The following is a 24,240-nucleotide window of genomic DNA, read 5'->3' on the forward strand; positions in this document are numbered from 1 at the left end:
GACCCATGGCAGGTGATGCGCGCCTCCAGACCGTCGACCGTGACGGACTGGAGGCGCGTCTCGCGTCCGTCGCCGACGCCGCCCGGTCCGCCGGGCGCTCGGCCGACGACCTCACGCTCGTCGTCGTGACGAAGTACCACCCGGCGTCGCTGGTCCGCGAGCTCGCCGCACTCGGGGTCACCGACGTGGGGGAGAACCGGCACCAGGAGGCGCAGGCCAAGGCCGCCGAGCTGGCCGACCTCGACCTGACGTGGCACTTCGTCGGGCAGCTGCAGTCGAAGAAGGCGCGGCAGGTGCGCCGCTACGCCGACGTCGTGCAGTCGCTCGACCGCGACTCCGTCGTCGATGCCTTCGCGCCGACCGAGACCGAGCCGGATCCCCGGGTGGTCGACGGTTTCGTGCAGGTCAACCTGACCGACGACCCCGATCGTGGTGGCGTCCACCCGGACGCGGTCGAGGCGATGGTCGAACGGGTCCTGCGCACCGGGACGATCCGACTCCGCGGCGTGATGGCGGTCGCGCCCCTCGACGAGGAGCCCCGACGGGCCTTCGCGCGGCTCCGCGACGTCTCCGACCGGGTCGCGGCGATCGCCCCCGACGCGACCGACATCTCGGCCGGCATGAGCGGGGACCACGCCGAGGCGATCGCGGAGGGCGCGACACACCTGCGGATCGGGACCGCAATCACGGGAAACCGGCCGGCCGCGCCCTAGCCTCGTTGCAGGGCACCCACGAGCACCGACCTCCGGAGGAACCATGGCGAACCCGCTCAAGAAGACGATGGTCTACCTCGGCCTCGCCGACGAGGAACTGTACGAGGACGAGCAGCAGCAGCAGGCCGCGCCGACGCGCCAGGCCGCCGCCCCTGCCGCGGCTCCCGCTGCAGCTCCGGCCGCTCAGGCTCCGGCCGCCGCTGCGCCCGCAGCCGCTGCCCCGGCGGCAGCAGCTCCCGCAGCGGTCCCCGCCGAGCCCAAGACGCACACCCACCAGCGCGGCGCCCAGGTCACCCCGCTCCGCCGTTCGCACACGACCGCACAGAAGGCGACCCCGGTCCAGGAAATGAACGAGATCCTCACCGTCCACCCGCGCGAGTACAAGGACGCCCAGTCCATCGCCGAGAGCTTCCGCGACGGCATCCCCGTCATCATCAACCTCTCGCAGATGACCGAGTCGGACGCCCGCCGCATGATCGACTTCGCGTCGGGCCTGTCGCTCGGCCTGTACGGCAAGATCGAGCGCGTGACCAACAAGGTCTTCCTGCTGTCGCCGGCCCACGTCGCGGTGAGCGGTGAGCCCGCTGAGGTAGAGTCCGACATCGAGGCGTCCTTCTTCGCCCAGTCCTGAGCCGTACCCCGGTTCACCCCGCCCCGTGCGGTCGCCCTGACGGCGGACGCACCCGAGCCGAGCGAGCCCCATCGTGTCCGTGGTCTTCGGGATCCTCTCCTTCGCCCTCCTGCTCTACTTCTTCGTGATGTGGGGTCGGTTCGCGTTCGACATCGTTCAGGCGTACAACCGGTCCTGGCGTCCTCGTGGCGCCCTGCTCGTGGTCGCCGACGTGGTGTACACGCTGACCGATCCGCCCATCAGGTTCGTCCGACGCCTGCTCCCGCCGCTCCGGCTGGGGCCGGTGGCGCTCGACTTCGGGTGGACGATCGTCATGCTCGTCGTGATCATCCTCCGGGTGATCGTCGGCGGTCTCGCACGCGGGTTCTGAGCCCGCGCCCACCGCGACACGCGCCACGCCGCGACGAACGTCGCGGTTCCCCTCCGGCCGCGGTGTACGGTGGTCGGGATCGATGTCCGCTCCGGCGGGCATCCGCACCGCTCGTGGCGGCTGGTAGATTCGGTCGCGACGCAAGTGGTTCCACACGTTCAGCAGTTCTATTGAGGTGACGGCAATGGCTTTGACGCCGGAAGACGTAGTCAACAAGCGGTTCCAGCCGACGAAGTTCCGCGAGGGCTACGACCAGGACGAGGTCGACGACTTCCTGGACGAGGTCGTCGTCGAGCTCCGCCGCCTGACGGCCGAGAACGACGAGCTCCGCCAGCGCCTGCAGGCCGCCGAGTCGGCGCCGAAGCCGGCCGCCGCCGAGCAGTCCGTCGAGCAGCAGCCCGAGTCGACCCCCGAGCCCGAGCCGGCCCCCGTCGCCGCTGCTCCGGAGCCCGCGCCGGTCGCCGCCGCTGCTCCGGCGCCGTCGACCGTCCCGGCCGACGAGGACACCGAGGGCACCACGAACCTCCTCACGCTCGCTCGTCGTCTGCACGAGGAGCACGTCCGCGAGGGCATCGAGAAGCGCGACGCGCTCATCGCCGAGGGCACCGCGCAGGCAGCTCGCCTGGTCTCCGAGGCCGAGGCCAAGCAGCGCCAGATCATCGCCGACACCGAGAACACCAACCGCCAGCGCGTCGCCGTGCTCGAGGGCGAGCAGCGTCAGCTCGAGGGCAAGATCGACGAGCTCCGCACGTTCGAGCGCGACTACCGTGCGCAGCTCAAGAGCTACATCCAGGGTCAGCTCGCCGAGCTCGACGGGTCCGGCTCGCAGGAGTCCGGCCTCACCCCCGCGCCGGCGTCGGCGCAGGGCTTCGGCAACTGACGTTGGTCCGACCAGCACCAACGGCGAAGGTCAGTGTCCGCGCGATCGCGGCACTGGCCTTCGCCGCTGTCGTCGTGGTGGCGCTCGACCAGGGCGTGAAGGCGCTCGTCGTCGCGCACCTGCCGTACGGACAGGTGGTCCCCGTCCTCGGTGACGCGCTCCAGCTGCTCTACGTCCGGAACCCCGGTGCCGCGTTCTCCTTCGCGGTGAACATGACCTGGGTGTTCTCGATCGTGTCGACCGCGGTCGTCGTCGGCATCATCGTGTTCGCCCGTCGCATCCGGTCCATGTGGTGGGCGATCGTGCTCGGCATGCTCCTCGGCGGGGCGCTCGGCAACCTGCTCGACCGGCTCTTCCGCGAACCGGGCTTCGGCCGCGGTCACGTGGTGGACTTCATCTCGACGCCGTGGATGATGCCGGCGATCTACAACATCGCCGACTCGTTCATCTGCGTGAGCATGGTCGTCTTCGTCCTGCTCGTCATCGTCGGCGTGAACCTCGACGGCACCCGTGCCCTCTCAGCGAAGCAGCAGCGCGCTGCGGAGGCGGCGGCCCGCTCCTCGGTCGCCGACGGGGCGGAGCCGTCCCGCGCCTCCCATCCGGTGGTGGCGGAGCCCGACCCGCGCGCGCCGCGCGACGGTCGTGACGTCCTCGGGCACGACGCGACGTGAGCGAGCAGCGTTCCCTGCCCGTGCCCGACGGCCTCGCCGGCGAGCGGGTCGACGCGGCCATCGCGAAGCTCCTCGGGTTCTCGCGATCCTTCGCGGCCGAGGTCGTCGCGGCCGGCGGCGTCCGCGTGGACGGCGTCGAGGTCGGCAAGTCCGACCGGCTGCACGCCGACTCCTGGCTCGAGGTCGAGTGGTCCCCGAAGGAGCCCCCGCGCATCGTGCCGGTCGAGGTCCCGGGCATGCGGGTCGTGCACGACGACGAGGACATCGTCGTCGTCGACAAGCCGATCGGCGTCGCCGCGCACCCGTCGCCCGGGTGGGACGGGCCGACGGTGCCCGGTGGGCTCGCCGCGGCCGGCTTCACCATCGCGACGTCCGGCGCCGCCGAGCGCGCGGGGATCGTGCACCGGCTCGACGTCGGGACCTCGGGCCTGATGGTCGTCGCGAAGACGGAGCTCGCGTACACGCACCTCAAGCGGGCGTTCAAGGAGCGCACCGTCGAGAAGGTCTACCACGCGCTGGCGCAGGGGCACCCTGATCCGACCTCGGGGACCATCGACGCACCCATCGGACGGCACCCGTTGAGCGACTGGAAGTTCGCGGTCACGGCCGACGGCAAGCCGAGCGTGACGCACTACGAGACGCTCGAGGCGTTCCGGTCGGCGAGCCTGCTCGAGGTGCACCTGGAGACCGGGCGGACGCACCAGATCCGCGTGCACATGGCGGCGACGAAGCACCCGCTCGTCGGCGACACGATGTACGGCGCCGACCCGGTGCTGGCGTCCGAGCTCGGACTGACGCGGCAGTGGCTCGACGCGGTGCGGCTCGGGTTCGAGCACCCGCGGACGGGCGCGTGGGTGGAGTTCCGGGCCGAGTACCCGGACGACCTGCAGCAGGCGCTCGACCGCATCCGCGCCGCCTCGGCGTAGGCCGGCCGCGGCGCGGGCGGCGCGCCGAGCGGGCCAGATCTGTCGCGCTCGGTGCCCTCGCCCGACGTGTTCGGCCCGCTCGGCGGAACACGCGCGGCGTGTCCTGCCCGCTCGGGCGGGGCCAGCGCGGCGCGCGTCGGGACGGGAGGCGCGTGGCGGGCCCGCCGCAAGCCTCCCGTCCGCCGTCGGGTGGCATCCCGCGTCGGGTCCCGAACGGGCCAGATCTGTCGCGCTCGGTGCCCTCGCCCGACGTGCTCCGCCCGCTCGGCACGCCGCACGCGGCGTGTCCTGCCCGCTCGCGGCGCGGCACCGCCGGACGCCGGTCGGCGGGCACGCCGGACACGCGGGGGACGTCGGTGCCGGCGGTTAGAGTTGTCCCGCCCCGCAGCAGTCCCCGTCGAAACCGGAGGTCCCGTGTCGGATTCCGACTCCTTCGTCCACCTGCACGTGCACAGCGAGTACTCGATGCTCGACGGTGCCGCCCGGCTGAGCGACCTGGTCGCCGAGACCGCCGCGCAGGGCATGCCGGCCGTCGCGGTCACCGACCACGGCAACATGTTCGGCGCGTTCGAGTTCTGGAAGGCCGCGAAGGCCGGTGGCGTCAAGCCGATCATCGGCACCGAGGCGTACATCACGCCGCGGACCCACCGGTCGGACAAGACCCGCATCCGCTGGGGTGACGGCGGCGGTGACGACGTGTCCGGCTCGGGTGCGTACACCCACATGACGATGTTCGCCGAGAACACGACGGGCATGCACAACCTGTTCCGCCTGTCGAGCCGGGCGTCGATCGAGGGGTACTACTTCAAGCCCCGCATGGACATCGAGCTCCTCGACCAGTACCACGAGGGGATCATCGCGACGACGGGCTGCCCCTCGGGCGAGATCCAGACGCGCCTGCGCCTCGGGCAGTACGACGAGGCGCTCAAGGCGGCGGCGGACTACCGCGACATCTTCGGCAAGGACAACTACTTCGCCGAGATCATGGACCACGGCCTCGAGATCGAACGCCGGGTCATCGAGGACGTCGTCCGCATCTCGAAGGACCTCGGCATCCCGCTGGTCGGCACGAACGACCTGCACTACACGCACTCCCACGACGCGAAGTCGCACGCAGCGTTGCTCTGCGTGCAGTCCGGGTCGACGCTCAACGACCCGAACCGCTTCAAGTTCGACGCCGACGAGTTCTACCTCAAGACGCCGCAGCAGATGCGCCACGTCTTCCGCGACCACCCCGAGGCCTGCGACAACACCCTCCTCATCGCCGAGCGGTGCAACGTCGAGTTCGACACCGCCGCGAACTACATGCCGAAGTTCCCGGTGCCCGAGGGTGAGACCGAGCACTCCTGGTTCGAGAAGGAGGTCGCGAAGGGGCTGCAGTACCGGTACCCGGGCGGTATCTCGAAGGAGGTCCAGGACCGCGCCGACTACGAGGTCGGGATCATCAACCAGATGGGCTTCCCGGGCTACTTCCTGGTGGTCGCAGACTTCATCAACTGGTCGAAGAACAACGGCATCCGCGTCGGTCCGGGCCGTGGCTCCGGTGCCGGCTCGATGGTGGCGTACGCGATGCGCATCACCGACCTCGACCCGATCCGGCACGGCCTGATCTTCGAGCGCTTCCTCAACCCGGACCGCGTCTCCATGCCCGACTTCGACGTCGACTTCGACGACCGGCGCCGCGGTGAGGCGATCAAGTACGTCACCGAGAAGTACGGGTCCGAGCGCGTCGCGCAGATCGTCACCTACGGCACGATCAAGGCGAAGCAGGCGCTCAAGGACTCCTCGCGGGTCCTCGGCTTCCCGTTCGGCATGGGCGAGAAGCTCACCAAGGCGATGCCGCCGCCCGTGATGGGCAAGGACATCCCGCTCACCGGGATCTTCGACAAGGACCACCCGCGGTACAAGGAAGCGGTCGACGTCCGGACGGTCGTCGAGACCGATCCCGAGGCGAAGACCGTCTTCGACACGGCGCTCGGGCTCGAGGGCCTGAAGCGGCAGTGGGGCGTGCACGCCGCCGGTGTGATCATGTCGAGCGAACCGCTCATCGACATCATCCCGGTGATGAAGCGCGAGCAGGACGGCCAGATCGTCACGCAGTTCGACTACCCGGCAGCGGAGTCGCTCGGCCTGATCAAGATGGACTTCCTGGGTCTCCGGAACCTGACGATCATCAGCGACGCCCTCGACAACATCAAGACGAACCGTGGGATCGAGCTCGACCTCGAGACCATGGGCCTCGAGGACGACGCCGCGTACCAGCTCCTCCAGCGCGGCGACACCCTCGGCGTCTTCCAGCTCGACGGCGGCCCGATGCGCGGCCTGCTCCGGCTCATGAAGCCGGACAACTTCGAGGACATCTCCGCGCTCATCGCCCTGTACCGCCCCGGCCCCATGGGTGCGAACTCGCACACGAACTACGCGCTCCGCAAGAACGGCGAGCAACCGATCACGCCGATCCACCCGGAGCTCGCGGAGCCCCTGCAGGACATCATCGGCACGACCTACGGCCTGATCATCTACCAGGAGCAGGTCATGGCCATCGCGCAGAAGGTCGCGGGCTTCTCGCTCGGACAGGCGGACATCCTCCGCCGCGCGATGGGCAAGAAGAAGAAGTCCGAGCTGGACAAGCAGTACGCCGGCTTCGAGAAGGGCATGCAGGACAACGGCTACTCGGCCGCGGCGATCAAGACGCTGTGGGACATCCTGCTGCCGTTCTCCGACTACGCCTTCAACAAGGCGCACTCGGCGGCGTACGGCGTGGTGTCGTTCTGGACCGCCTACCTCAAGGCCCACTACCCGGCGGAGTACATGGCGGCGCTGCTGACCAGCGTCGGCGACGCCCGCGACAAGCTCGCGCTGTACCTGAACGAGTGCCGCCGCATGGGCATCCGGGTGATGCCGCCGGACGTCAACGAGTCGATCGGCTTCTTCGCCGCCGTCGGTGACGACATCCGCTTCGGCATGGGCGCCATCCGCAACGTCGGCTTCAACGTGGTCGACGACATCGTGAAGGCGCGCACCGAGAAGGGCGCGTTCGAGTCCTTCCACGACTTCCTGCGGAAGATCCCGATCTCGTCGGCCAACAAGCGGACGGTCGAGTCGCTCATCAAGGCGGGTGCCTTCGACGAGTTCGGTGACACCCGGCGTGCGCTCGTCGAGATCCACGAGGGCGCGGTCGAGGGCGCGGTGAAGGTCAAGCGCGACGAGGCCAACGGCAACATCGGCTTCGACTTCGACTCGCTCTTCGCCGAGGTGGCCGAGGAGACCCCCGCCGCGGCGCCGGTGTCCCAGGTGCCGGACCGCCCGGAGTGGGCCAAGCGCGACAAGCTCGCCTTCGAGCGGGACATGCTCGGGCTGTACGTGTCGGACCACCCGCTCGCCGGTCTCGAGATCGAGCTCGCGAAGCACCAGTCGATCACCATCGCCGACCTCATCGCCGCCGACGACGGCATCGAGGGCGAGACGGTCACGGTCGCCGGGCTCCTGACGAGCGTGCAGCACCGGGTCGCGAAGTCGAGCGGCAACCCGTACGGCATCGTCCAGATCGAGGACTTCGGCGGCGAGATCGGCGTCATGTTCCTCGGCAAGACGTACCAGGAGTTCGGTCCGTCCCTGGTGGCGGACTCGATCGTCGTCCTGCGCGGCCGGGTCAACGTGCGTGACGACGGCAAGGCGCTGCACGCCGTGAGCATGTTCCAGCCGAACGTCGGCGACGCGATGGGGTCCGGCCCGTTGACCCTGTCCCTGCCGGAACGCCGGGCGACGACCTCGACGGTGACCGAGCTGGCCGCGGTGCTCGGCCGGCACCAGGGGGAGACCGAGGTCCGCCTCAAGCTGCTCAAGGACGACGTCGCGCGGACCTTCGAGCTGCCGTTCCCGGTCAGCCTGACGCCCGACCTGTTCGGCGAGCTGAAGAGCCTGCTCGGACCGCGCTGCCTGGTCTGAGGCGGTCGACGTGATCGTTCCCGGAGCACCGCGGCCGTCGGCCGTGGTGCTCCGGGCGTTCGGAGCGGGGGAGCGGCGCCCGCTGCTGCTGCCCGGCGGGCAGGGCACGACGTGGCGCGCGGGCGGGATCGTCCTGCGGCCGCACGGGGACGCCCGGGAAGCCCGGTGGCGGTCCGCCACGCTGGCCCGCCTCGCGCACTCCGACCGCTTCCGCGCGCCGCGTCCCGTGGCGTCGGCCGACGGGTCCTGGCTCGTCGGCGGGTGGGAGGCATGGGAGTGGCTGCCGGGCGCGACCGACCCGAGCCGCGTCGACGAGGTCCTCGCCGCCGGCGATGCCTTCCACCGAGCGGTCGCCCACCTGCCCCGCCCGGCGTTCCTCGACCTCGTCGACGACCCGTGGAGTCGGGCGGACCGGATGGTCTGGGCCGGGACGCTGCGGCCGTCGGGGCCGCTGCTCGACCGGCTCGCTGCGGCGTTCCGGCCGGTCCGAGCGCCGTCGCAGGTCGTGCACCGTGACCTGCTCGGCAACGTGCTCTTCGCCGCCGGGGAGCCACCAGCCGTCTTCGACTGGGCACCCTCGTGGCGCCCGGCCGGGTACGCCTCTGCGATCGCCGTCGTCGACGCGGTCTGCTGGCACGGGGTCCCCGTCGAGCGGCTGCCGGCGCTCGGGCAGCTCGCCGCGGTGTCCGACTGGCCACAGCTGCTCGTCCGGGCGCTGGCGTTCCGCGTCCTCGTCCTGCACGTGCTCGGGGTGTGGGACGACGACCACGCCGAGCGGCACCGCCCCCTCGCGACGGCGATCCTGTCGGGTGCCGCCGGTACGCTTGACGCCTGATGATGCAGCGAATCGACCTCCGCGCCGGACTGCCCGCCCGTGCCGACCTCCTCCGCCTGATGCCCCGCGCCGTCGGTGACGTCTCGCACGCCGTCGACGCCGCCCGCGACCTCGTGGACGCGGTCCGGCAAGACGGGGCAGCCGCGCTCCGCGAGCAGGCGGAGCGGTTCGACGGAGGAGCCCCCGAGCACGTCCGGGTCCCCGCCGCCGAGATCGCCGCGGCCGTCGCCGGCCTGACGCCGGAGCTGCGCGAGGCCCTGGACGAGGCCATCCGCCGCGTCCGTGCTGCGAGCGCTGCTCAGGTCCCGGCTGCGTCGGTCACGTGCCTGGCCGACGGCGCCGAGGTCCACCAGCGATGGCAGCCGATGCGTCGCGTCGGGCTCTACGTGCCGGGCGGCAAGGCCGTCTACCCCTCGAGCGTCGTGATGAACGTGGTCCCCGCGCAGGTCGCGGGCGTCGGGTCGATCGCCCTCGTCTCGCCGCCGCAGCGCGACCACGGCGGGCGCGTGCACCCGACGATCCTCGCCGCGGCCGGACTGCTCGGCATCGACGAGGTCTACGCGATGGGCGGGGCCGGTGCGGTCGGTGCGCTGGCGTACGGCGTCGCCGAGATCGGCCTCGAGCCGGTCGACCTGGTCACCGGTCCGGGCAACAACTTCGTCGCAGCGGCCAAGCGCCTGGTGCGCGGGGTCGTGGGCATCGACTCCGAGGCCGGCGCGACCGAGATCCTCGTCATCGCCGACGACACCGCGGACCCCGGCTACGTCGCCGCCGACCTGGTGAGCCAGGCCGAGCACGACGAGCAGGCCGGCAGCGTCCTGGTGACCACCTCGGCCGCGTTCGCCGACGCGGTCGAGGCCTCGATCCCGGAACGGGTGGCGGCGCTGGGGACGGCTGCGCGCCTCCAGACCGCACTCGACGGCCCGCAGTCCGCGATCGTGCTCGTCGACTCGCTGGCCGACGCGGCGACCGTCAGCAATGCGTACGGGCCTGAGCACCTGGAGATCCAGACGGCGGACGACGATGCCGTGCTGGCGGACATCGACGCGGCGGGAGCCGTCTTCGTGGGGCCGAGCACCCCGGTGAGCCTCGGCGACTACCTCGCCGGGTCGAACCACGTGCTGCCGACCGGCGGACAGGCACGGTTCGGGTCCGGACTGTCGGCCTCGACGTTCCTCCGACCGCAGCAGGTCATCCGCTACACGCCCGCCGCGCTGGCCGAGGTCGCGCCGCACATCGTGGCGCTCGCGACCGAGGAACAGCTGCCCGGTCACGGTGCCGCGGTGACGGAACGCACCGGGCGGTCCTGAGCGCCGCCGATCGTCCACAGGGTCGTCACCGCGCCCTGTGGGCGTCGTCGAGCCGATAGCCTGGGACACGACATGTTCTGCCCCTTCTGCCGCCACCCGGACTCCCGCGTCGTCGACTCCCGCACGAGCGACGACGGCACCTCGATCCGTCGCCGACGCCAGTGCCCGAACTGCGGGCGCCGGTTCTCGACGACGGAGACCGCGTCGTTGAACGTCGTGAAGCGCAACGGCGTGACCGAGCCGTTCAGCCGCGACAAGATCGTCTCCGGTGTGCGCAAGGCGTGCCAGGGACGCCCGGTGACCGACGGTGACCTCGCCGTGCTCGCACAGCGCGTCGAGGAGACCGTGCGCTCGTCGGGGTCCAGCCAGATCGACGCGAACGACATCGGTCTCGCCATCCTGCCGCCGCTGCGCGAGCTCGACGAGGTGGCGTTCCTGCGGTTCGCGAGCGTCTACCAGGCCTTCGACACGCTCGAGGACTTCGAGGACGCGATCGCGCAGCTGCGCCGTGACCACCACGCAGCCGGGGCCGCAGCGTCCGGCGGTGCCGGCTCGGGCAGCAGCGCGTGAGCGGGGTCGCGGAGCGCCTCGTCCGGAACGGGTACGCGGTCGTCTTCCGGACGGTGTTCGCCAACATGGACCCGGAGCGCGCACACCACGTCGCGTTCGCCGTGATCCGCGCACTGCCGAGGGTGCCGTTCCTGAACGGCACGGTGGAGCGCTACGCCAGGCCAGCAGCTGCCGACGGGATCACGACGATGGGGATCCACTTCCCCTCGCGCTTCGGTCTCGCGGCCGGCTTCGACAAGGACGCCAAGGGCATCGCCGGACTCGGGCTGCTCGGGTTCGGGCACGTCGAGGTCGGCACGATCACCGCGACGGCGCAGCCCGGCAACGACAAGCCCCGGCTCTTCCGGCTCATCCGCGACAGGGCGCTCGTCAACCGGATGGGGTTCAACAACCACGGTGCCGCCAGGGCTGCACGGCGGCTCGAACGGGCACGACGGCACCCGGGTCGCCCGGTCATCGGAGTCAACATCGGCAAGAGCCGGGTCGTCGCGGTCGAGGACGCGGTCGACGACTACCTCGAGTCGACGCGCCTGCTCGCCCCGTTCGCGGACTACCTCGCGGTCAACGTCAGCTCGCCGAACACGCCCGGTCTCCGCGGGCTGCAGGAGGCCGACCAGCTCCGACCCCTGCTGACGGCCGTCCGCGACGCTGCGGGGCGGACCCCGGTGCTCGTGAAGATCGCCCCGGACCTGACCGACGAGCAGATCGACGCGATCGCCGGGCTCGCGGTGGACCTCGGACTCGCCGGCATCATCGCCAACAACACGACGATCGCCCGCACCGGGCTGACCACGCCGGACGCCGAGGTCGAGGCCATGGGTGCCGGCGGCCTGTCGGGTGCCCCGATCGCCGTTCGGTCGCTCGAGGTGCTGCGTCGGGTCCGTGCCGCGGTGCCGCAGGACTTCTGCGTCGTCGCCGTCGGGGGAGTCACGAGCGAGCAGGACGTGCAGGACCGCATCGACGCGGGCGCCACGCTCGTGCAGGGGTACACGGCGTTCCTCTACGAGGGGCCGACCTGGGCGATGCGCATCAACCGGCTGCGGCGTCGGCGGCTGCGGCGCGCAGCGCGGTAGCGGCAGGCGGCACTCGCTCTGCGCCGACCGTGGTGTCGTGCTCCGCACACGGCCCACTGCCGTCGGGCTGTTCGCCGGTCCGCCGGTTCGCCGGTTCGCCGGTTCGCCCACTCTCGTCGCAGGACCCGCCGCCCGCTGCCGCTCTCGTCGCACGACCTGCCGCTCGTGTTCGTTCGGTGCGGCATGTCCTGCGACTGGAAGACCGCAGGACCGGGACCAGGACCGGGACCGCCGAGCGTCGGAGCGACCGGAGCACCGCGGGATCGGGACCCCGGGACCGGGACCCCGGAGCACCGGAAGGCCAGCCGTCCGGAGGGCACCGAGCCGACCGAGCAGGACACGCCGCTCGCGTTCGGCGTTCGGGCGTGATCCGTCGGCGCGCGACGCCGACCGAGACGGATCTGGCCCGGTCGACGAACACCGTCAGGCACCGCGCGACCCCGGAACACCCCGGAGCAACCCGGAACGACGAAGCGCCGCCCGGCTCGGCCGGACGGCGCTCGTGGCAGTGCGCCTACAGCGAGGGGTACTCCCCGCGGCGCACCTGCGGCTTCGGCAGGCGCAGGAAGCGGAGCTGCCACGCCCGCGTCAGGATGTAGAAGAACGTCCCGCGCTGCATGTCGCCGAACTTCGCGGTGATCTTCTTGCGCAGCGACAGCCACAGCACGATGCAGTCGAGGACGAACAGTGCGACGAACGCCCACACCAGCAGGAGCGAGTACGACGCCAGGACGGTCTGCGCTGCGGCGAACCCGACGATGAGGAACAGCACGAGCACGGGCATCATGACCTCGCCCACGTTCCAGCGCGCGTCGATCCAGTCGCGGACGAACTTGCGCTGCTCGCCCTTGTCCTTCACCGGGAGGTAGCGTTCCTCGCCGTTCGCCATGCCGACACGGGCCTTCTCGCGCTCCGTGTTGAGCCGCGCGCGAGCGGCCTTCTTGTCCTGCGGGCTGTTGCCGACGAGCGGGCGACGGTTGGCTGCCTCGCGCTCACGACGCGACGGCGTCGGACGACCCTTGCCGGACTCGAGGAGTTCTTCCTCCGACGGGTTGACGGTCGTGTTGGTCTTGGGGGCTGCCTTCGCCACGGTGCGTTCCTGACTGCGGTTGCGTGCTGGATCTCCTCTAGATTACGGGACATGACCGACACCGACCAGCACAGCCCCGCGACCGACCCCGCGCTCCTCGACGCCCTCCGCGAACACGTGCAGGGAGGCCTGCCGACGACGATCGCCGACCTGTCCGCGCTGGTCCGGCTGCCGTCGGTGTCCTGGTCGGCGTTCGACCCGGCGCACGTGCAGGCGAGTGCCGAGGCGGTCGCGGACTTGGCCCGGTCGACGGGGGTCTTCGCCGACGACGCCGTCCGCATCGTCCGTTCCGCGGTCGAGGGGGAGACCGCTGGCGCGGAGGAGGCCGGCCGCGAGCTCGGGCAGCCCGCCGTCCTGGCGGTGCGTCCTGCGCGGAACGGGAAGCCGACCGTCATGCTCTACGCGCACCACGACGTGCAGCCACAGGGCGACGACGCCCTGTGGGAGACCCCGCCCTTCGAGCCGACCCTCCGCGGCGACCGCCTGTACGGTCGCGGCGCCTCGGACGACAAGGCCGGCGTGATGACCCACGTCGCCTCGCTCCGCGCGCTGCACGCGCAGTTCGGCGACGACCTCGACCTCGGTGTCGTGCTCTTCGTCGAGGGCGAGGAGGAGTTCGGCTCCCGCTCGTTCCGCACCTTCCTCAGCGAGCAGAAGGAGCACCTGGCGGCCGACGTCATCGTCGTGGCCGACAGCGACAACTGGTCGGTCGACGTCCCGTCGATCACCGTCTCGCTCCGCGGCAACGTGACGTTCCGCGCGACGCTGACGACCCTCGAGCACGCGAGCCACAGCGGCATGTTCGGCGGTGCGGCGCCGGACGCGATGATCCCCATGGTCCGGCTGCTCGCCTCGCTGCACGACGATGACGGCTCGGTCGCCGTCGAGGGGCTCACCGCGTACGACGCCGACGTGCCCGAGCGCTCCGAGGCCGAGCTCGCCACCGACGCGGCACTGCTCGCGGGCGTCCGGCCGGTGGGGACGGGCCCGGTGCTGTCCCGGATGTGGTTCCAGCCGTCGATCACCGTGACGGGCATGGACGTGCCGAGCGTGGCGAACGCGTCGAACACCCTGCTGCCGACCGTCGCCGCCCGCGTCTCGGTCCGCGTGGCCCCCGGACAGTCGGCGACCGACGCGTACGCGGCCGTCGAACGCCACCTCCGCGCCCACGTGCCGTTCGGCGCGAAGCTCGACGTCACCGAGGTGGACACCGGCGACGGCTTCCTCGTGGACACCGCCGGCTGGGCGGTGCAGGAGGCCCGCACGGCCATGCACGAGGGCTGGGGCGCGCCCGCCGTCGAGCAGGGCATCGGCGGATCCATCCCGTTCGTCTCCGACCTGGCCGCCGAGTTCCCGGAGGCGCAGATCCTGGTGACGGGTGTCGAGGACCCCGACACCCGGGCGCACAGCCCGAACGAGTCGCAGCACCTCGGGGTCCTGCACCGCGCGATCGCATCGGAGACGATCCTGCTGGCGCGCCTGGCGACGCGCGCCTGACGCGTCCCCACCGCTGGTGGGGACCGGGGGAGTGCCGGACGGGAGGCCCGTGGCGACGCCGCCACGGGCCTCCCGTCCGTCGTCCGGCCCCGCCCTGTGGACGGACGGCCCGTCCTGTCGGCTCGCGTGCTTACAATCGACCTCAGGCGCGGTGACCGACACCGCCCGGAGGGAGACGCGCGGATGAGCGACACCATCACCGACAACGCACCGGCGACGGACGCACGTGCCCACGGGGTCGCGCTCAGCGACGCTGCGGCGGCGAAGGTGGCGAGCCTGCTGGAGCAGGAGGGGCGCGACGATCTCCGCCTGCGCCTCGCGGTCCAGCCCGGTGGCTGCTCGGGCCTGATCTACCAGCTGTACTTCGACGAGCGCCTGCTCGACGGGGACGCCACGACCGAGTTCGGCAGCGGTGTCGAGGTCGTCGTCGACAAGATGAGCGTCCCGTACCTCGACGGCGCCACCATCGACTTCGAGGACACCATCCAGAAGCAGGGCTTCACCATCGACAACCCCAACGCGCAGGGCAGCTGCGCGTGCGGCGACAGCTTCCACTGACGCCACGGCGGGCGGTTGTCCGCCGACCGAACCGACACGCGAGCGGGGAGTGACCGATCTGGTCGCTCCCCGTTCGTCGTCCCCCGCGCTGCCCGAGCCCGCCCGACCGGGGGAAAGCGGTGCGCCGGGGTCGACGATGCCGCGCCGGACCGCGCCCGGTGTGCGCGAGACGTCACCGGCTGCGAGTAAGCTAGGAGTGTTCCAATCAAGCTGGGAACCAGCAATGAGCGGCCTCCGTGCTCGGCACGGTCGCACCGCCGGTGCCTCAGCAACGTCTTCCGAGAGGTAACAGTGCGTTCGAATCGCCGTATACGTTGGGCGGCCGTCCCGGTGGCCGTCGGTCTGGTCATCGCACTGGCTGGCTGCACGCAGCAGCAGATGAACGGATGGCTCCCCGGCACGGAGGAGACGAAGGACGTCACGAACCACACGAGCCGCATCGTCGGCCTGTGGACCACCAGCTGGATCGTCCTGCTCGCGGTGGGTCTCATCGTGTGGGGCCTGATCATCTGGGCGGCGATCGTCTACCGCCGTCGCAAGGGCCAGACCGGCCTGCCGGTGCAGATGCGGTACAACATGCCGCTCGAGATCTTCTACACGATCGTGCCGCTCATCCTCGTGCTCGGCTTCTTCGCGTTCACCGCGAAGGACCAGTCCGCGATCGAGAAGCCCTTCGACGACCCGGACGCCACGATCCACGTGTACGGCAAGCGCTGGGCCTGGGACTTCAACTACATCGACAAGGACAACCCGAAGGACAGCGTCTACTACCAGGGCATCCAGGCCCAGGAAGAGGAGAACGGCGACGGCGCGATCGACGAGTCGCAGCTCCCGACGCTGTACCTGCCGGTCGGCAAGAAGGTCGAGATCGAGCTCTCCTCGCGCGACGTCGACCACTCCTTCTGGGTCATCGACTTCCTGTACAAGAAGGACATGCTCCCGGGCAAGACCAACTACGAGTACTTCATCCCGCAGAAGGAAGGCACGTACCAGGGCAAGTGCGCCGAGCTCTGCGGTGAGTACCACTCCCTGATGCTCTTCCAGGTGAAGGTCGTCTCCGACTCCGAGTACCAGCAGTACCTCGACACGCTGCGCGAGCAGGGCAAGGTCGGTCTGCTCGGCAACGAGTACGACACCAACACGAACGAACCGAACAACCAGGCGCCGGTCGAGGCGTCGAGCGAGAACAAGTAGGGGTCCGTCAGATGACAACGTCACTCGTCGGCCAGCCGACAGCGCCGACGACGCCGGACTTCCAGGCGTCCAAGGTCGGTCGGAAGGGCAACATCATCGTCCGGTGGATCACCTCCACCGACCACAAGACCATCGGGTACATGTACCTGATCGCCTCGTTCGTCTTCTTCCTGCTCGCGGGCGTCATGGCGCTCGTGATCCGTGCGCAGCTCTTCGAGCCCGGCCTGCACGTGGTCGAGACGAAGGAGCAGTACAACCAGCTCTTCACGATGCACGGCACGATCATGCTGCTGATGTTCGCGACGCCGCTCTTCTCGGGCTTCGCGAACGCGATCATGCCGCTGCAGATCGGTGCGCCGGACGTCGCGTTCCCGCGTCTGAACGGGTTCGCCTTCTGGCTCTACCTCTTCGGCTCGCTCATCGCGGTCGGCGGCTTCCTCACCCCGCAGGGCGCCGCGTCCTTCGGCTGGTTCGCCTACGCGCCACTGAGTGACACGACGTTCACACCGGGTCTCGGTGGGACGCTCTGGGTCTTCGGCCTCGGCATGACCGGCTTCTCGACGATCCTCGGCGCGGTGAACTTCATCACGACGATCATCACGATGCGCGCCCCGGGCATGACGATGTTCCGCATGTCGATCTTCACGTGGAACACCCTCGTGACCTCGCTGCTCGTGCTGATGGCCTTCCCGGTGCTCGCCGCCGCGCTGTTCGGCCTCGGTCTCGACCGCGTGTTCGACGCGCAGATCTACAACCCGGCCAACGGCGGTGCCCTGCTCTGGCAGCACCTCTTCTGGTTCTTCGGCCACCCCGAGGTGTACATCATCGCGCTGCCGTTCTTCGGCATCGTCTCCGAGGTCTTCCCGGTCTTCAGCCGCAAGCCGATCTTCGGCTACAAGACCCTCGTCTACGCGACCATCTCCATCGCGGCCCTCTCGGTCACGGTGTGGGCGCACCACATGTACGTCACCGGTGGCGTCCTGCTCCCGTGGTTCTCGCTCATGACGATGCTCATCGCGGTTCCGACCGGCGTGAAGATCTTCAACTGGGTCGGCACGATGTGGCGCGGTTCGGTCACGTTCGAGACCCCCCTGCTGTGGGCCGTCGGCTTCCTCATCACCTTCACGTTCGGTGGTCTCACCGGTGTGATCCTGGCGTCGCCGCCGCTCGACTTCCACGTGTCCGACTCGTACTTCGTCGTCGCGCACTTCCACTACGTGGTCTTCGGCACCGTCGTGTTCGCGATGTTCTCCGGCTTCTACTTCTGGTGGCCGAAGTGGACGGGTCGCATGCTCAACGAGCGCCTCGGCAAGATCCACTTCTGGCTGCTGTTCATCGGCTTCCACACGACGTTCCTCATCCAGCACTGGCTGGGCGTCATCGGCATGCCGCGTCGTTACGCGACCTACCTGCCGAACGACGGGTTCACCTGGATGAACCAGCTGTCGACGATCGGCTCGATGATCCTCGCGATCTCGTTCCTGCCGTTCATCTTCAACGTCTACGTGACCGCACGGAACGCCCCGAAGGTGGCCGTGAACGACCCGTGGGGCTACGGCCGCTCGCTCGAGTGGGCGACCAGCTGCCCGCCGCCGCGCCACAACTTCACGTCGATCCCGCGGATCCGTTCCGAGTCCCCGGCGTTCGACCTGAACCACCCGGAGGCCGGTGTGCCGATCGGTGTGGGTCCGGCGAAGGACGCTCCGGACGCCCCGACCTACGACGCCGCGAAGGGCGAGGTGAAGTAACGCCATGCGCGCCAACACCAACCTGTTCTGGATCCTGTTCGTCTTCTTCGTCCTCGCGGACGCGGCGTACACCATCTGGGCGCTCATCTACTACGGGCGGCCCGAGTGGGTCGGCACCGTGGCGATCGGCCTCACCGGGATCATGTCCGCGTTCATCGCGTTCTACCTCGGCAAGGTCATGTCCTCGCAGGGCGGTGTCCTCCCTGAGGACCGCCCCGACGCGAACATCGAGGACGGCGACGCCGAACTCGGGCACTTCAGCCCGTGGTCGTGGTGGCCGATCCTGCTCGCCGGTTCGACCGCGATCTGCTTCCTCGGTCTCGCGGCCGGCCTCTGGATCGTGCCGATCGGGCTCGCGCTCGTGACGGTCACCCTCGTGGGCTGGGTCTACGAGTACTACCGCGGCAACTTCGGACACTGATCCGAACCACCTGACACCTCGGGCGGCACCACATCCGGTGCCGCCCGTGGTGCGTCCGGGGCCCGTACCCCACCCGGCCCGAGCTCTCGGCCCGGATCGGGTATCCCGGAAGTCACAGGGAATCAACCGGCCCGCGCGCGGCTTGACCCGTGCGGACCCCGCAACCACAGCGAAAGGACTCACCTCCGGTGACCGACAAGCGCACCCTCATCATCTTCGGCGCGACGGGCGACCTCGCCTCCCGCCTGCTGCTCCCGGGACTCGGCACGTTCCTGCAGAGCGGTCGAGCGGTCCCCGTCCAGCTGATCGGCACGGGCCGCAGCGCCCGCAGCGCGGAGCAGTGGAAGGACGTCGTCACGAAGTCCTTCGCGTCGCAGGACGTCAAGGGTCCCGAGGTCGACGCGACCCTCGAGTCCACGACCTTCATCCAGGGCGACCCGACCGACCCCGAGCACCTCAAGGCGCTGCTCGACGCGGCCGAGGCCGAGCCCATCCTCTACTTCGCGCTCCCGCCGCAGATCGCCTCGGACATCTGCGAGGCGCTGCAGGGCGTCGAGCTCCCCGAGGGCACGACCCTCGCGTTCGAGAAGCCCTTCGGCACCGACGTCGCCAGCGCCGAGGCCCTCAACAAGACCGTGCTCGAGCTCGTCCCCGAGGAGCGCGTGCACCGCACGGACCACTTCCTCGGTCGCACCACGGTCCTCAACATCATCGGTCTGCGCTTCGCGAACCGCCTGTTCGAGCCGATCTGGAACGCGGACAACATCGAGAAGGTCGACGTCTTCTACGACGAGACCCTCGGGCTCGAGAACCGGGCGCAGTACTACGACGAGGCCGGCGCCCTGGTCGACATGATCCAGTCGCACCTGCTGCAGATCCTCGGCCTGGTGACGATGGACGCCCCGTCCGCGATCGACGCGGTCGAGTTCCGGTCGTCGCTCGCGCGTGTCCTCCGTTCGACCCGCCTCAAGGGCGACGACGCGAAGATCGCCTCGCGCCGCGCCGTCTACACGGCCGGCACCATCGACGGCAAGGAGCTGCCGTCGTACCAGGACGAGGACGGCGTGGACAAGTCGCGCGGTACCGAGACCCTCGCCGAGATCCAGGTCGAGGTCGACACCGCGCGCTGGAAGGGCGTCCCCTTCACCCTCCGCTCCGGCAAGGCGCTCGGCGCCAGCCGCAAGGAGGTCCTCATCACCTTCAAGCCCGTGACGCGCCTGCCCTCCGGCCTGTCCGGTCGACCGAAGGCGGACACGCTGCGCATCGTCCTCAACCCGGACGAGATCGAGCTGAGCGTGTCGGCGAACGGCGGCGGCAACCCGTTCGAGATGGGGCAGGTCACCCTGTCCTCGTCGTTCGACGACGGCGAGCTCACCCCCTACGGCGAGGTGCTCAACGGCATCTTCCACGACGACCCGCTGCTCTCGATCCGCGGCGACGTCGCGGAGCGGTGCTGGGAGATCGTCGAGCCGGTCGTGGACGCCTGGAAGTCGGGCGACGTGCCGCTCGAGGAGTACCGTGCGGGCTCGCGCGGTCCCGCGGACTGGGAGTCGTCGTCCTGACCGACGCCGTCTCCTGACGGAGCCACCTGACGGACGGGAGGCGCGGTGCCGGCTGGCACCGCGCCTCCCGTCCGTTCGTCTGCCCGTTCCTTCCCGGAACGCGTGACGTGCCGTGCGGAACCGGGCGTACCTGCCGGATCAGGAGGACCAGGTACGCCCGGATGGACCAGGTACGCCCGGATGGACCAGGTGCGCCCGGAACGACCAGGTGCGCCCAGCACGACGCGGCGCGACGCGCCGCCGGCCGGTCAGGACGGGGCGCCGGCCCGCCGCCCACCGCCGGTCGACGACCGCGTCCCGCCGTCGTGCACGGCGAGCCGCGTCCGGTGGCCCGACGTGGTTCCGCGTGCACGGGCGATCGCGTCGGCCGCGGACACGAGCGTCAGGTGCGACAGCACCTGCGGCGTGTTGCCGATGTGGTGACCGGTCGCCACGTCGATCTCCTCGGAGAGCATGCCGACGTCGTTCGCGTAACCGACCAGGACGTCCATCAGCCGCTCGGCGTCGGCGATGCGCCCGGAGGCGGCGTACTGCTCGACGAGCCAGAACGAGCACGCCAGGAACGGGTGCTCGGAGCCGGACAGCCCGTCGAAGCCCGCGGTGGTCCGGTACCGCAGGACCAGGCCGTGCTCGCCGACGCGGAGGTCCTGCTCGATCGCCGCGACCGTCCCCGTCATGCGCGGGTCGTCGGCGTGCAGGTACCCGATCTGCGGCAGGACGAGCAGACTCGCGTCGACCTCGTCGGTGTCGTAGTGCTGCCGGTAGCTGCCGCGTTCGGCGTTCCAGCCGTGCTCCTCGATCTCCGCGCGGACCTCGTCGCGCAGGCTGCGCCACCGGTCGACGGGGCCCTCGAGGCCGAACTCCTCGACGGCCGCCACCCCGCGGTCGAAGGCGGCCCAGATCATCGCCCGGGAGTGCGTGAAGTGCCGCCGCGGTCCGCGCATCTCCCAGATGCCGTTGTCCGGGTGCTGCCAGTGCTCCTCGACGTAGCCGAGCAGGGCACGCTGCAGGGCCCACGAGTCCGCGTTCTCCTCGACACCGAGCTCGCGCGCGTCGTGCAGGGCGGCCAGCACCTCGCCGAAGACGTCCCCCTGGTACTGGGTCGACGCGCCGTTGCCGAGCCGGACCGGCGTCGAGTCGAGGTAGCCGGGGAGTTCGTCGAGCGTGCGCTCGGGCAGTTCGCGTTCGCCGGCGATGCCGTACATGATCTGCACGTCGGCAGGGTCACCCGCGATCGCACGGAGCAGCCACCCGCGCCAGTGCATCGCCTCGTCCCGGTAGCCGTGGGCGATGAGCGACGCGAGCGCCAGGGACGCGTCGCGGAGCCAGACGTACCGGTAGTCCCAGTTGCGTTCGCCACCCGGGTCCTCCGGGAGGCTCGTGGTCGCGGCCGCCACGACGCCGCCGGTCTGTCCGTGGGTCATCGCACGGAGCAGCAGCAGGGACCGTCGGCTCGGCTCGGCGTAGGGGCCCTCCGTGTGCGCGGTCGCCATCCAGTCGCGCCACCAGCGCTCCGTCGCCTGCAGTGCGGCGTCGACGTCGAGCGGCTCCGGTGGCTCGCGGTGCGACGGGTACCAGGTGAGCACGGTGTCGACGACGTCGCCGTCGTGCACCGTGACGGTGTGCGTGTGCCGGTGGTCGTCGGCCCGGAAGCGCACGCCACGGACCACCACCGAGCCCGGGCCGGCGGTCGCGAGGAGCGCCGGGTCCTCGTCACCGCCGATCTGCCGGACCCAGGGGAGCGCTCGGGCGTAGTCGAACCGGATGCGGAGCGTCTGCTCGACCTCGACCGAGCCCTGCAGGCCGCGGACCCGTCGGATGATCGCCGCGCGGTGGGCGCCGATCGGCATGAGGTCGGTGACCTCGACGACGCCGGTCGACGTCGTCCACACGGTGGAGAGCACGAGCGTGTCCGGGTGGTGGTGCCGTGTGCTCGTGGCGTCCGGGTCCGTCGGGCGGAGCGACCAGTGCCCGTGGTCCTCGGTCCCGAGCAGTGAGGCGAAGGTCGACGAGCTGTCGAAGCGCGGCAGGCACGCCCAGTCGATCGTCCCGTCGCGGCCGACGAGTGCGGCCGTGTGGGTGTCCCCGATGAGGGCGTGGTCCTCGATGCGGTTCGGCGGGGTGACGGTGCTCATGGCTCGATCCTGGCACCGGCGGCCGCCGTGCGGCCCGGCAGCGCTGAAGGTGTGCACAGCGGAGCCGACGGAGCTGCCGGTGCAGGGATCAGAGCGGGGCTGACGGGTCGGCGTCGACGAGGCCCACGCGAGCGAGCTCCGACCACATGCCGGCACCGTCCGGGGCGTACACCCACGGTGCGGACCCGGCGCGCGTCCGTTCCTGCGCGCGCGACCGACCACCGGCCAGGACCGCCTCGCTCGTGGACAGCTGCCGGACGGCGACACCGGCGACGTTCTCGGGGTGCTCCCGGGCGAACTCGCCGTAGAGCGTCTCGTCGTGCTGCCCGTCGTCACCGACCAGGAGCCACTGCACGTCCGGGAAGTCGCTCGCGAGTCGCCGCAGGTTCTGCTGCTTGTGCAGCTGGCCGCTCCGGAAGAAGCGGTCGTGGGTCGGCCCCCAGTCCGTCAGCAGGAGCGTGCCGGTCGGGTACATGTTCCGGGTCAGGAAGCGTTGCAGCGTCGGCGCCACGTTCCACGCCCCGGTCGAGAGGTACACGGTCGGAGCGCCGGGGTGCTGCGCGAGCACGCGTTCGTACAGCACGGACATGCCCGGGACCGGGCGACGGGCGTGCTCGGTCAGGACGAAGGAGTTCCACGCCGCGAGCATCGGGCGGGGGAGCGACGTCACCATCACCGTGTCGTCGATGTCGGACAGCAGACCGAAGCGCGTGTCCGGGTCCACGATGAAGACGTCGGCCTCGACGTCGCGCATCCCACCGGCCGAAAGGCGCACCGTCTGCCATCCGGGTTCGAGGTCGATCGGGACCTTCACGTCGACCACGCCGCCACGGTCGGACTGCACCACGTGGGTCGTGCCGCCGGCCGTCACGGTGACCTCGGCGTCGTCGACGGCGACACTCGTGAAGCTCCGCCAGCCACGCACGCCGTAGTAGGAGGCGTCGGACGCCAGGCCGCGTCGCGTCAGCAGGACACGGCAGAGCACGCGGATCCAGCCCGGTGCGCCGTAGCCCGTGTAGGGGATCACGGTCGGCACGAGCCCGCGACGCCGGGCCCGGTGCTCGCGGAACTCCTGGACGGCGTCCTCGATCCGAGCGGCCCGGTGGAGGATCGGTTCGGCCAACGACGGCTCGTGGGGCGTCGGGTCGGGCATGGCCCCATCCTCCCACGCGCGGGACCCCGGCGGCGGGCGGTGGACGACCACGACGGGGTGAGTCGCAGCGATGATCCAGCCGGTCTGTGCGAGAGTCCTTCCCGTCACATCCCACATGACCGCGCTCCGCCGGGAGCGCAAGAGGAGAACACGTGCTCGTCACCGAGGTATCGAACGCACTGCCGGGGGGATCATCACTGCTCAGGAACGAGCCGGTCCAAGCCCGCAGTTCGGCGCGCCTCGCGGGACTCCTCGACGCCGCGGCTGCCGTGATCGACGAGATCGGGTTCGAGCGGCTGACCACCGCGATGGTGGCCGAGCGCGCGGGGGCGTCGATCGGCACGGTCTACCGGTACTTCCCGGACCGCATCGCCGTGGTCGAGGCGCTGGCGATCCGGAGCACCCAGCGGCTCGCCGAGCGCTTCCTCACCGCCCTCGACGAGAGCGACGCCACGACCTGGCAGGACGCGCACGACGCGCTCATCGACGCGACCGTCGAGATGTACCGCGCGGAGCCGGGCTTCCGCGCGATCCGCTTCGGTGACCCCGCGGACACCGGCACCGGTGACGCCGAGGACCGCATGGCTGCGCTGGGGGCAGCCGTCGCGCAGGTCCTGCACGACCGCTTCGGCTACCCGCTGGGCGAGCGTGCGGAGCGCGCCTGGGTCGTCCTGGCCGAGTCCGCGCACGCCGTGATCGCCCGGGCGCTCCGCGACCGGACCGCTCCCGACACCGCGCTCATCGAGGAGTACCGCACGATGAGCCGGGCGCACCTCGAGGCGGTCGCCGCAGCCGCCTGAACCGCGATCGGCCGGACGCGCGACGCGCCCGACCGACGCACCGGACCATCCACCGACGCCCGTGCTCCCGAACAGGGAGTGCGGGCGTCGTTGTCCGCGAGCCGTCATGACCGGTCACGGTGGAACGCTGTCCTCGATGCGCGGGTACGCTCGTG

Annotated in this window: 21 protein-coding genes; 18 read left to right on the top strand and 3 right to left on the bottom strand. The window is 70.7% G+C overall.

Annotation, left to right across the window (positions count from 1 at the left end):
• Positions 1-5 precede the first annotated feature (5 nt).
• The 11 genes from Q9R28_RS00815 to Q9R28_RS00865 all read left to right on the top strand — a co-directional run bounded on the left by Q9R28_RS00815 (position 6) and on the right by Q9R28_RS00865 (position 11,927).
• The gene (locus Q9R28_RS00815) at positions 6-713 is read left to right on the top strand and encodes a YggS family pyridoxal phosphate-dependent enzyme (protein ID WP_311205291.1); all 708 of its coding nucleotides are present in this window, start codon (positions 6-8) and stop codon (positions 711-713) included.
• A 43-nt stretch (positions 714-756) separates the two neighbouring features.
• Complete coding sequence (locus tag Q9R28_RS00820; RefSeq protein ID WP_251154939.1) at positions 757-1,344, top strand: cell division protein SepF; 588 nt, start codon at positions 757-759, stop codon at positions 1,342-1,344.
• A gap of 79 nt (positions 1,345-1,423) precedes the next feature.
• A complete protein-coding gene (locus Q9R28_RS00825; RefSeq protein WP_396137142.1) occupies positions 1,424-1,714 on the top strand; it encodes a YggT family protein in 291 nt (96 codons plus the stop codon).
• A gap of 184 nt (positions 1,715-1,898) precedes the next feature.
• Positions 1,899-2,594, top strand: a complete 696-nt coding sequence (locus tag Q9R28_RS00830) for a DivIVA domain-containing protein (protein ID WP_066653770.1) — start codon at positions 1,899-1,901, stop codon at positions 2,592-2,594.
• A gap of 2 nt (positions 2,595-2,596) precedes the next feature.
• Positions 2,597-3,265 (top strand): signal peptidase II, encoded by a 669-nt coding sequence (gene lspA, locus Q9R28_RS00835; RefSeq protein ID WP_235426561.1) that lies wholly within the window; start codon positions 2,597-2,599, stop codon positions 3,263-3,265.
• Complete coding sequence (locus tag Q9R28_RS00840) at positions 3,262-4,191, top strand: RluA family pseudouridine synthase (RefSeq protein ID WP_311205292.1); 930 nt, start codon at positions 3,262-3,264, stop codon at positions 4,189-4,191. The genes lspA and Q9R28_RS00840 overlap by 4 nt, the downstream gene beginning before the upstream one ends.
• A 465-nt stretch (positions 4,192-4,656) precedes the next feature.
• The gene (dnaE, locus tag Q9R28_RS00845) at positions 4,657-8,139 is read left to right on the top strand and encodes a DNA polymerase III subunit alpha (protein WP_396137145.1); all 3,483 of its coding nucleotides are present in this window, start codon (positions 4,657-4,659) and stop codon (positions 8,137-8,139) included.
• Between the two features lie 10 nt (positions 8,140-8,149).
• Entirely contained in the window at positions 8,150-8,974 is an 825-nt protein-coding gene (locus Q9R28_RS00850; protein ID WP_251154941.1) for a hypothetical protein, read from the top strand.
• A complete protein-coding gene (hisD, locus tag Q9R28_RS00855; protein ID WP_311205294.1) occupies positions 8,974-10,284 on the top strand; it encodes a histidinol dehydrogenase in 1,311 nt (436 codons plus the stop codon). The genes Q9R28_RS00850 and hisD overlap by 1 nt, the downstream gene beginning before the upstream one ends.
• Positions 10,285-10,356: 72 nt before the next feature.
• Positions 10,357-10,854: a transcriptional regulator NrdR gene (gene nrdR / locus Q9R28_RS00860; RefSeq protein WP_066653777.1), complete on the top strand. Its 498-nt coding sequence runs from the start codon at positions 10,357-10,359 to the stop codon at positions 10,852-10,854.
• Positions 10,855-10,919: 65 nt separating this feature from the next.
• Positions 10,920-11,927, top strand: a complete 1,008-nt coding sequence (locus tag Q9R28_RS00865; protein ID WP_396137146.1) for a quinone-dependent dihydroorotate dehydrogenase — start codon at positions 10,920-10,922, stop codon at positions 11,925-11,927.
• A 514-nt stretch (positions 11,928-12,441) separates the two neighbouring features.
• Here the strand turns inward: Q9R28_RS00865 and Q9R28_RS00870 are convergent.
• Positions 12,442-13,017 (bottom strand): DUF3043 domain-containing protein, encoded by a 576-nt coding sequence (locus Q9R28_RS00870; RefSeq protein WP_066653782.1) that lies wholly within the window; start codon positions 13,015-13,017, stop codon positions 12,442-12,444.
• A 51-nt stretch (positions 13,018-13,068) separates the two neighbouring features.
• Between Q9R28_RS00870 and Q9R28_RS00875 the strand changes: the two genes are divergently transcribed.
• The 6 genes from Q9R28_RS00875 to Q9R28_RS00900 all read left to right on the top strand — a co-directional run bounded on the left by Q9R28_RS00875 (position 13,069) and on the right by Q9R28_RS00900 (position 19,997).
• Entirely contained in the window at positions 13,069-14,514 is a 1,446-nt protein-coding gene (locus Q9R28_RS00875) for a dipeptidase (RefSeq protein ID WP_066653791.1), read from the top strand.
• Between the two features lie 183 nt (positions 14,515-14,697).
• Complete coding sequence (locus tag Q9R28_RS00880; RefSeq protein WP_066653793.1) at positions 14,698-15,072, top strand: iron-sulfur cluster assembly accessory protein; 375 nt, start codon at positions 14,698-14,700, stop codon at positions 15,070-15,072.
• A gap of 291 nt (positions 15,073-15,363) precedes the next feature.
• Entirely contained in the window at positions 15,364-16,266 is a 903-nt protein-coding gene (gene coxB / locus Q9R28_RS00885) for a cytochrome c oxidase subunit II (RefSeq protein ID WP_066653795.1), read from the top strand.
• Between the two features lie 11 nt (positions 16,267-16,277).
• Positions 16,278-18,014, top strand: a complete 1,737-nt coding sequence (gene ctaD, locus Q9R28_RS00890) for a cytochrome c oxidase subunit I (protein WP_066653797.1) — start codon at positions 16,278-16,280, stop codon at positions 18,012-18,014.
• A gap of 4 nt (positions 18,015-18,018) precedes the next feature.
• Complete coding sequence (locus Q9R28_RS00895; protein WP_066653799.1) at positions 18,019-18,435, top strand: cytochrome c oxidase subunit 4; 417 nt, start codon at positions 18,019-18,021, stop codon at positions 18,433-18,435.
• 188 nt (positions 18,436-18,623) lie between these two features.
• Positions 18,624-19,997, top strand: a complete 1,374-nt coding sequence (locus Q9R28_RS00900) for a glucose-6-phosphate dehydrogenase (RefSeq protein WP_066653802.1) — start codon at positions 18,624-18,626, stop codon at positions 19,995-19,997.
• A gap of 248 nt (positions 19,998-20,245) precedes the next feature.
• On the opposite strand, the gene Q9R28_RS00905 is transcribed toward Q9R28_RS00900, so the two are convergent.
• Positions 20,246-22,132 carry a glycoside hydrolase family 15 protein gene (locus tag Q9R28_RS00905; protein ID WP_311205296.1) on the bottom strand — a complete coding sequence of 629 codons (1,887 nt, stop codon included), beginning with the start codon at positions 22,130-22,132 and terminating at the stop codon, positions 20,246-20,248.
• Positions 22,133-22,220: 88 nt separating this feature from the next.
• The gene (locus Q9R28_RS00910; RefSeq protein ID WP_066653808.1) at positions 22,221-23,285 is read right to left on the bottom strand and encodes an App1 family protein; all 1,065 of its coding nucleotides are present in this window, start codon (positions 23,283-23,285) and stop codon (positions 22,221-22,223) included.
• 152 nt (positions 23,286-23,437) lie between these two features.
• On the opposite strand from Q9R28_RS00910, the gene Q9R28_RS00915 reads away from it, so the two are divergent.
• Entirely contained in the window at positions 23,438-24,085 is a 648-nt protein-coding gene (locus Q9R28_RS00915) for a TetR/AcrR family transcriptional regulator (RefSeq protein ID WP_066653809.1), read from the top strand.
• The last annotated feature ends 155 nt before the right edge of the window (positions 24,086-24,240 follow it).

This window comes from Curtobacterium sp. BRD11 (assembly GCF_031844345.1).
Lineage (GTDB): Bacteria > Actinomycetota > Actinomycetes > Actinomycetales > Microbacteriaceae > Curtobacterium.

What these genes read in the sequence shown, in the direction of transcription:
- Q9R28_RS00815 (WP_311205291.1), top strand. Translation starts at nt 6, where the DNA reads ATGGCAGGTGATGCGCGCCTCCAGACCGTCGACCGTGACGGACTGGAG.
- Q9R28_RS00820 (WP_251154939.1), top strand. Translation starts at nt 757, where the DNA reads ATGGCGAACCCGCTCAAGAAGACGATGGTCTACCTCGGCCTCGCCGAC.
- Q9R28_RS00830 (WP_066653770.1), top strand. Translation starts at nt 1,899, where the DNA reads ATGGCTTTGACGCCGGAAGACGTAGTCAACAAGCGGTTCCAGCCGACG.
- dnaE (WP_396137145.1), top strand. Translation starts at nt 4,657, where the DNA reads ATGCTCGACGGTGCCGCCCGGCTGAGCGACCTGGTCGCCGAGACCGCC.
- hisD (WP_311205294.1), top strand. Translation starts at nt 8,974, where the DNA reads ATGATGCAGCGAATCGACCTCCGCGCCGGACTGCCCGCCCGTGCCGAC.
- nrdR (WP_066653777.1), top strand. Translation starts at nt 10,357, where the DNA reads ATGTTCTGCCCCTTCTGCCGCCACCCGGACTCCCGCGTCGTCGACTCC.
- Q9R28_RS00865 (WP_396137146.1), top strand. Translation starts at nt 10,920, where the DNA reads ATGGACCCGGAGCGCGCACACCACGTCGCGTTCGCCGTGATCCGCGCA.
- Q9R28_RS00875 (WP_066653791.1), top strand. Translation starts at nt 13,069, where the DNA reads ATGACCGACACCGACCAGCACAGCCCCGCGACCGACCCCGCGCTCCTC.
- Q9R28_RS00880 (WP_066653793.1), top strand. Translation starts at nt 14,698, where the DNA reads ATGAGCGACACCATCACCGACAACGCACCGGCGACGGACGCACGTGCC.
- ctaD (WP_066653797.1), top strand. Translation starts at nt 16,278, where the DNA reads ATGACAACGTCACTCGTCGGCCAGCCGACAGCGCCGACGACGCCGGAC.
- Q9R28_RS00895 (WP_066653799.1), top strand. Translation starts at nt 18,019, where the DNA reads ATGCGCGCCAACACCAACCTGTTCTGGATCCTGTTCGTCTTCTTCGTC.
- Q9R28_RS00905 (WP_311205296.1), bottom strand. Translation starts at nt 22,132, where the DNA reads ATGAGCACCGTCACCCCGCCGAACCGCATCGAGGACCACGCCCTCATC.
- Q9R28_RS00910 (WP_066653808.1), bottom strand. Translation starts at nt 23,285, where the DNA reads ATGCCCGACCCGACGCCCCACGAGCCGTCGTTGGCCGAACCGATCCTC.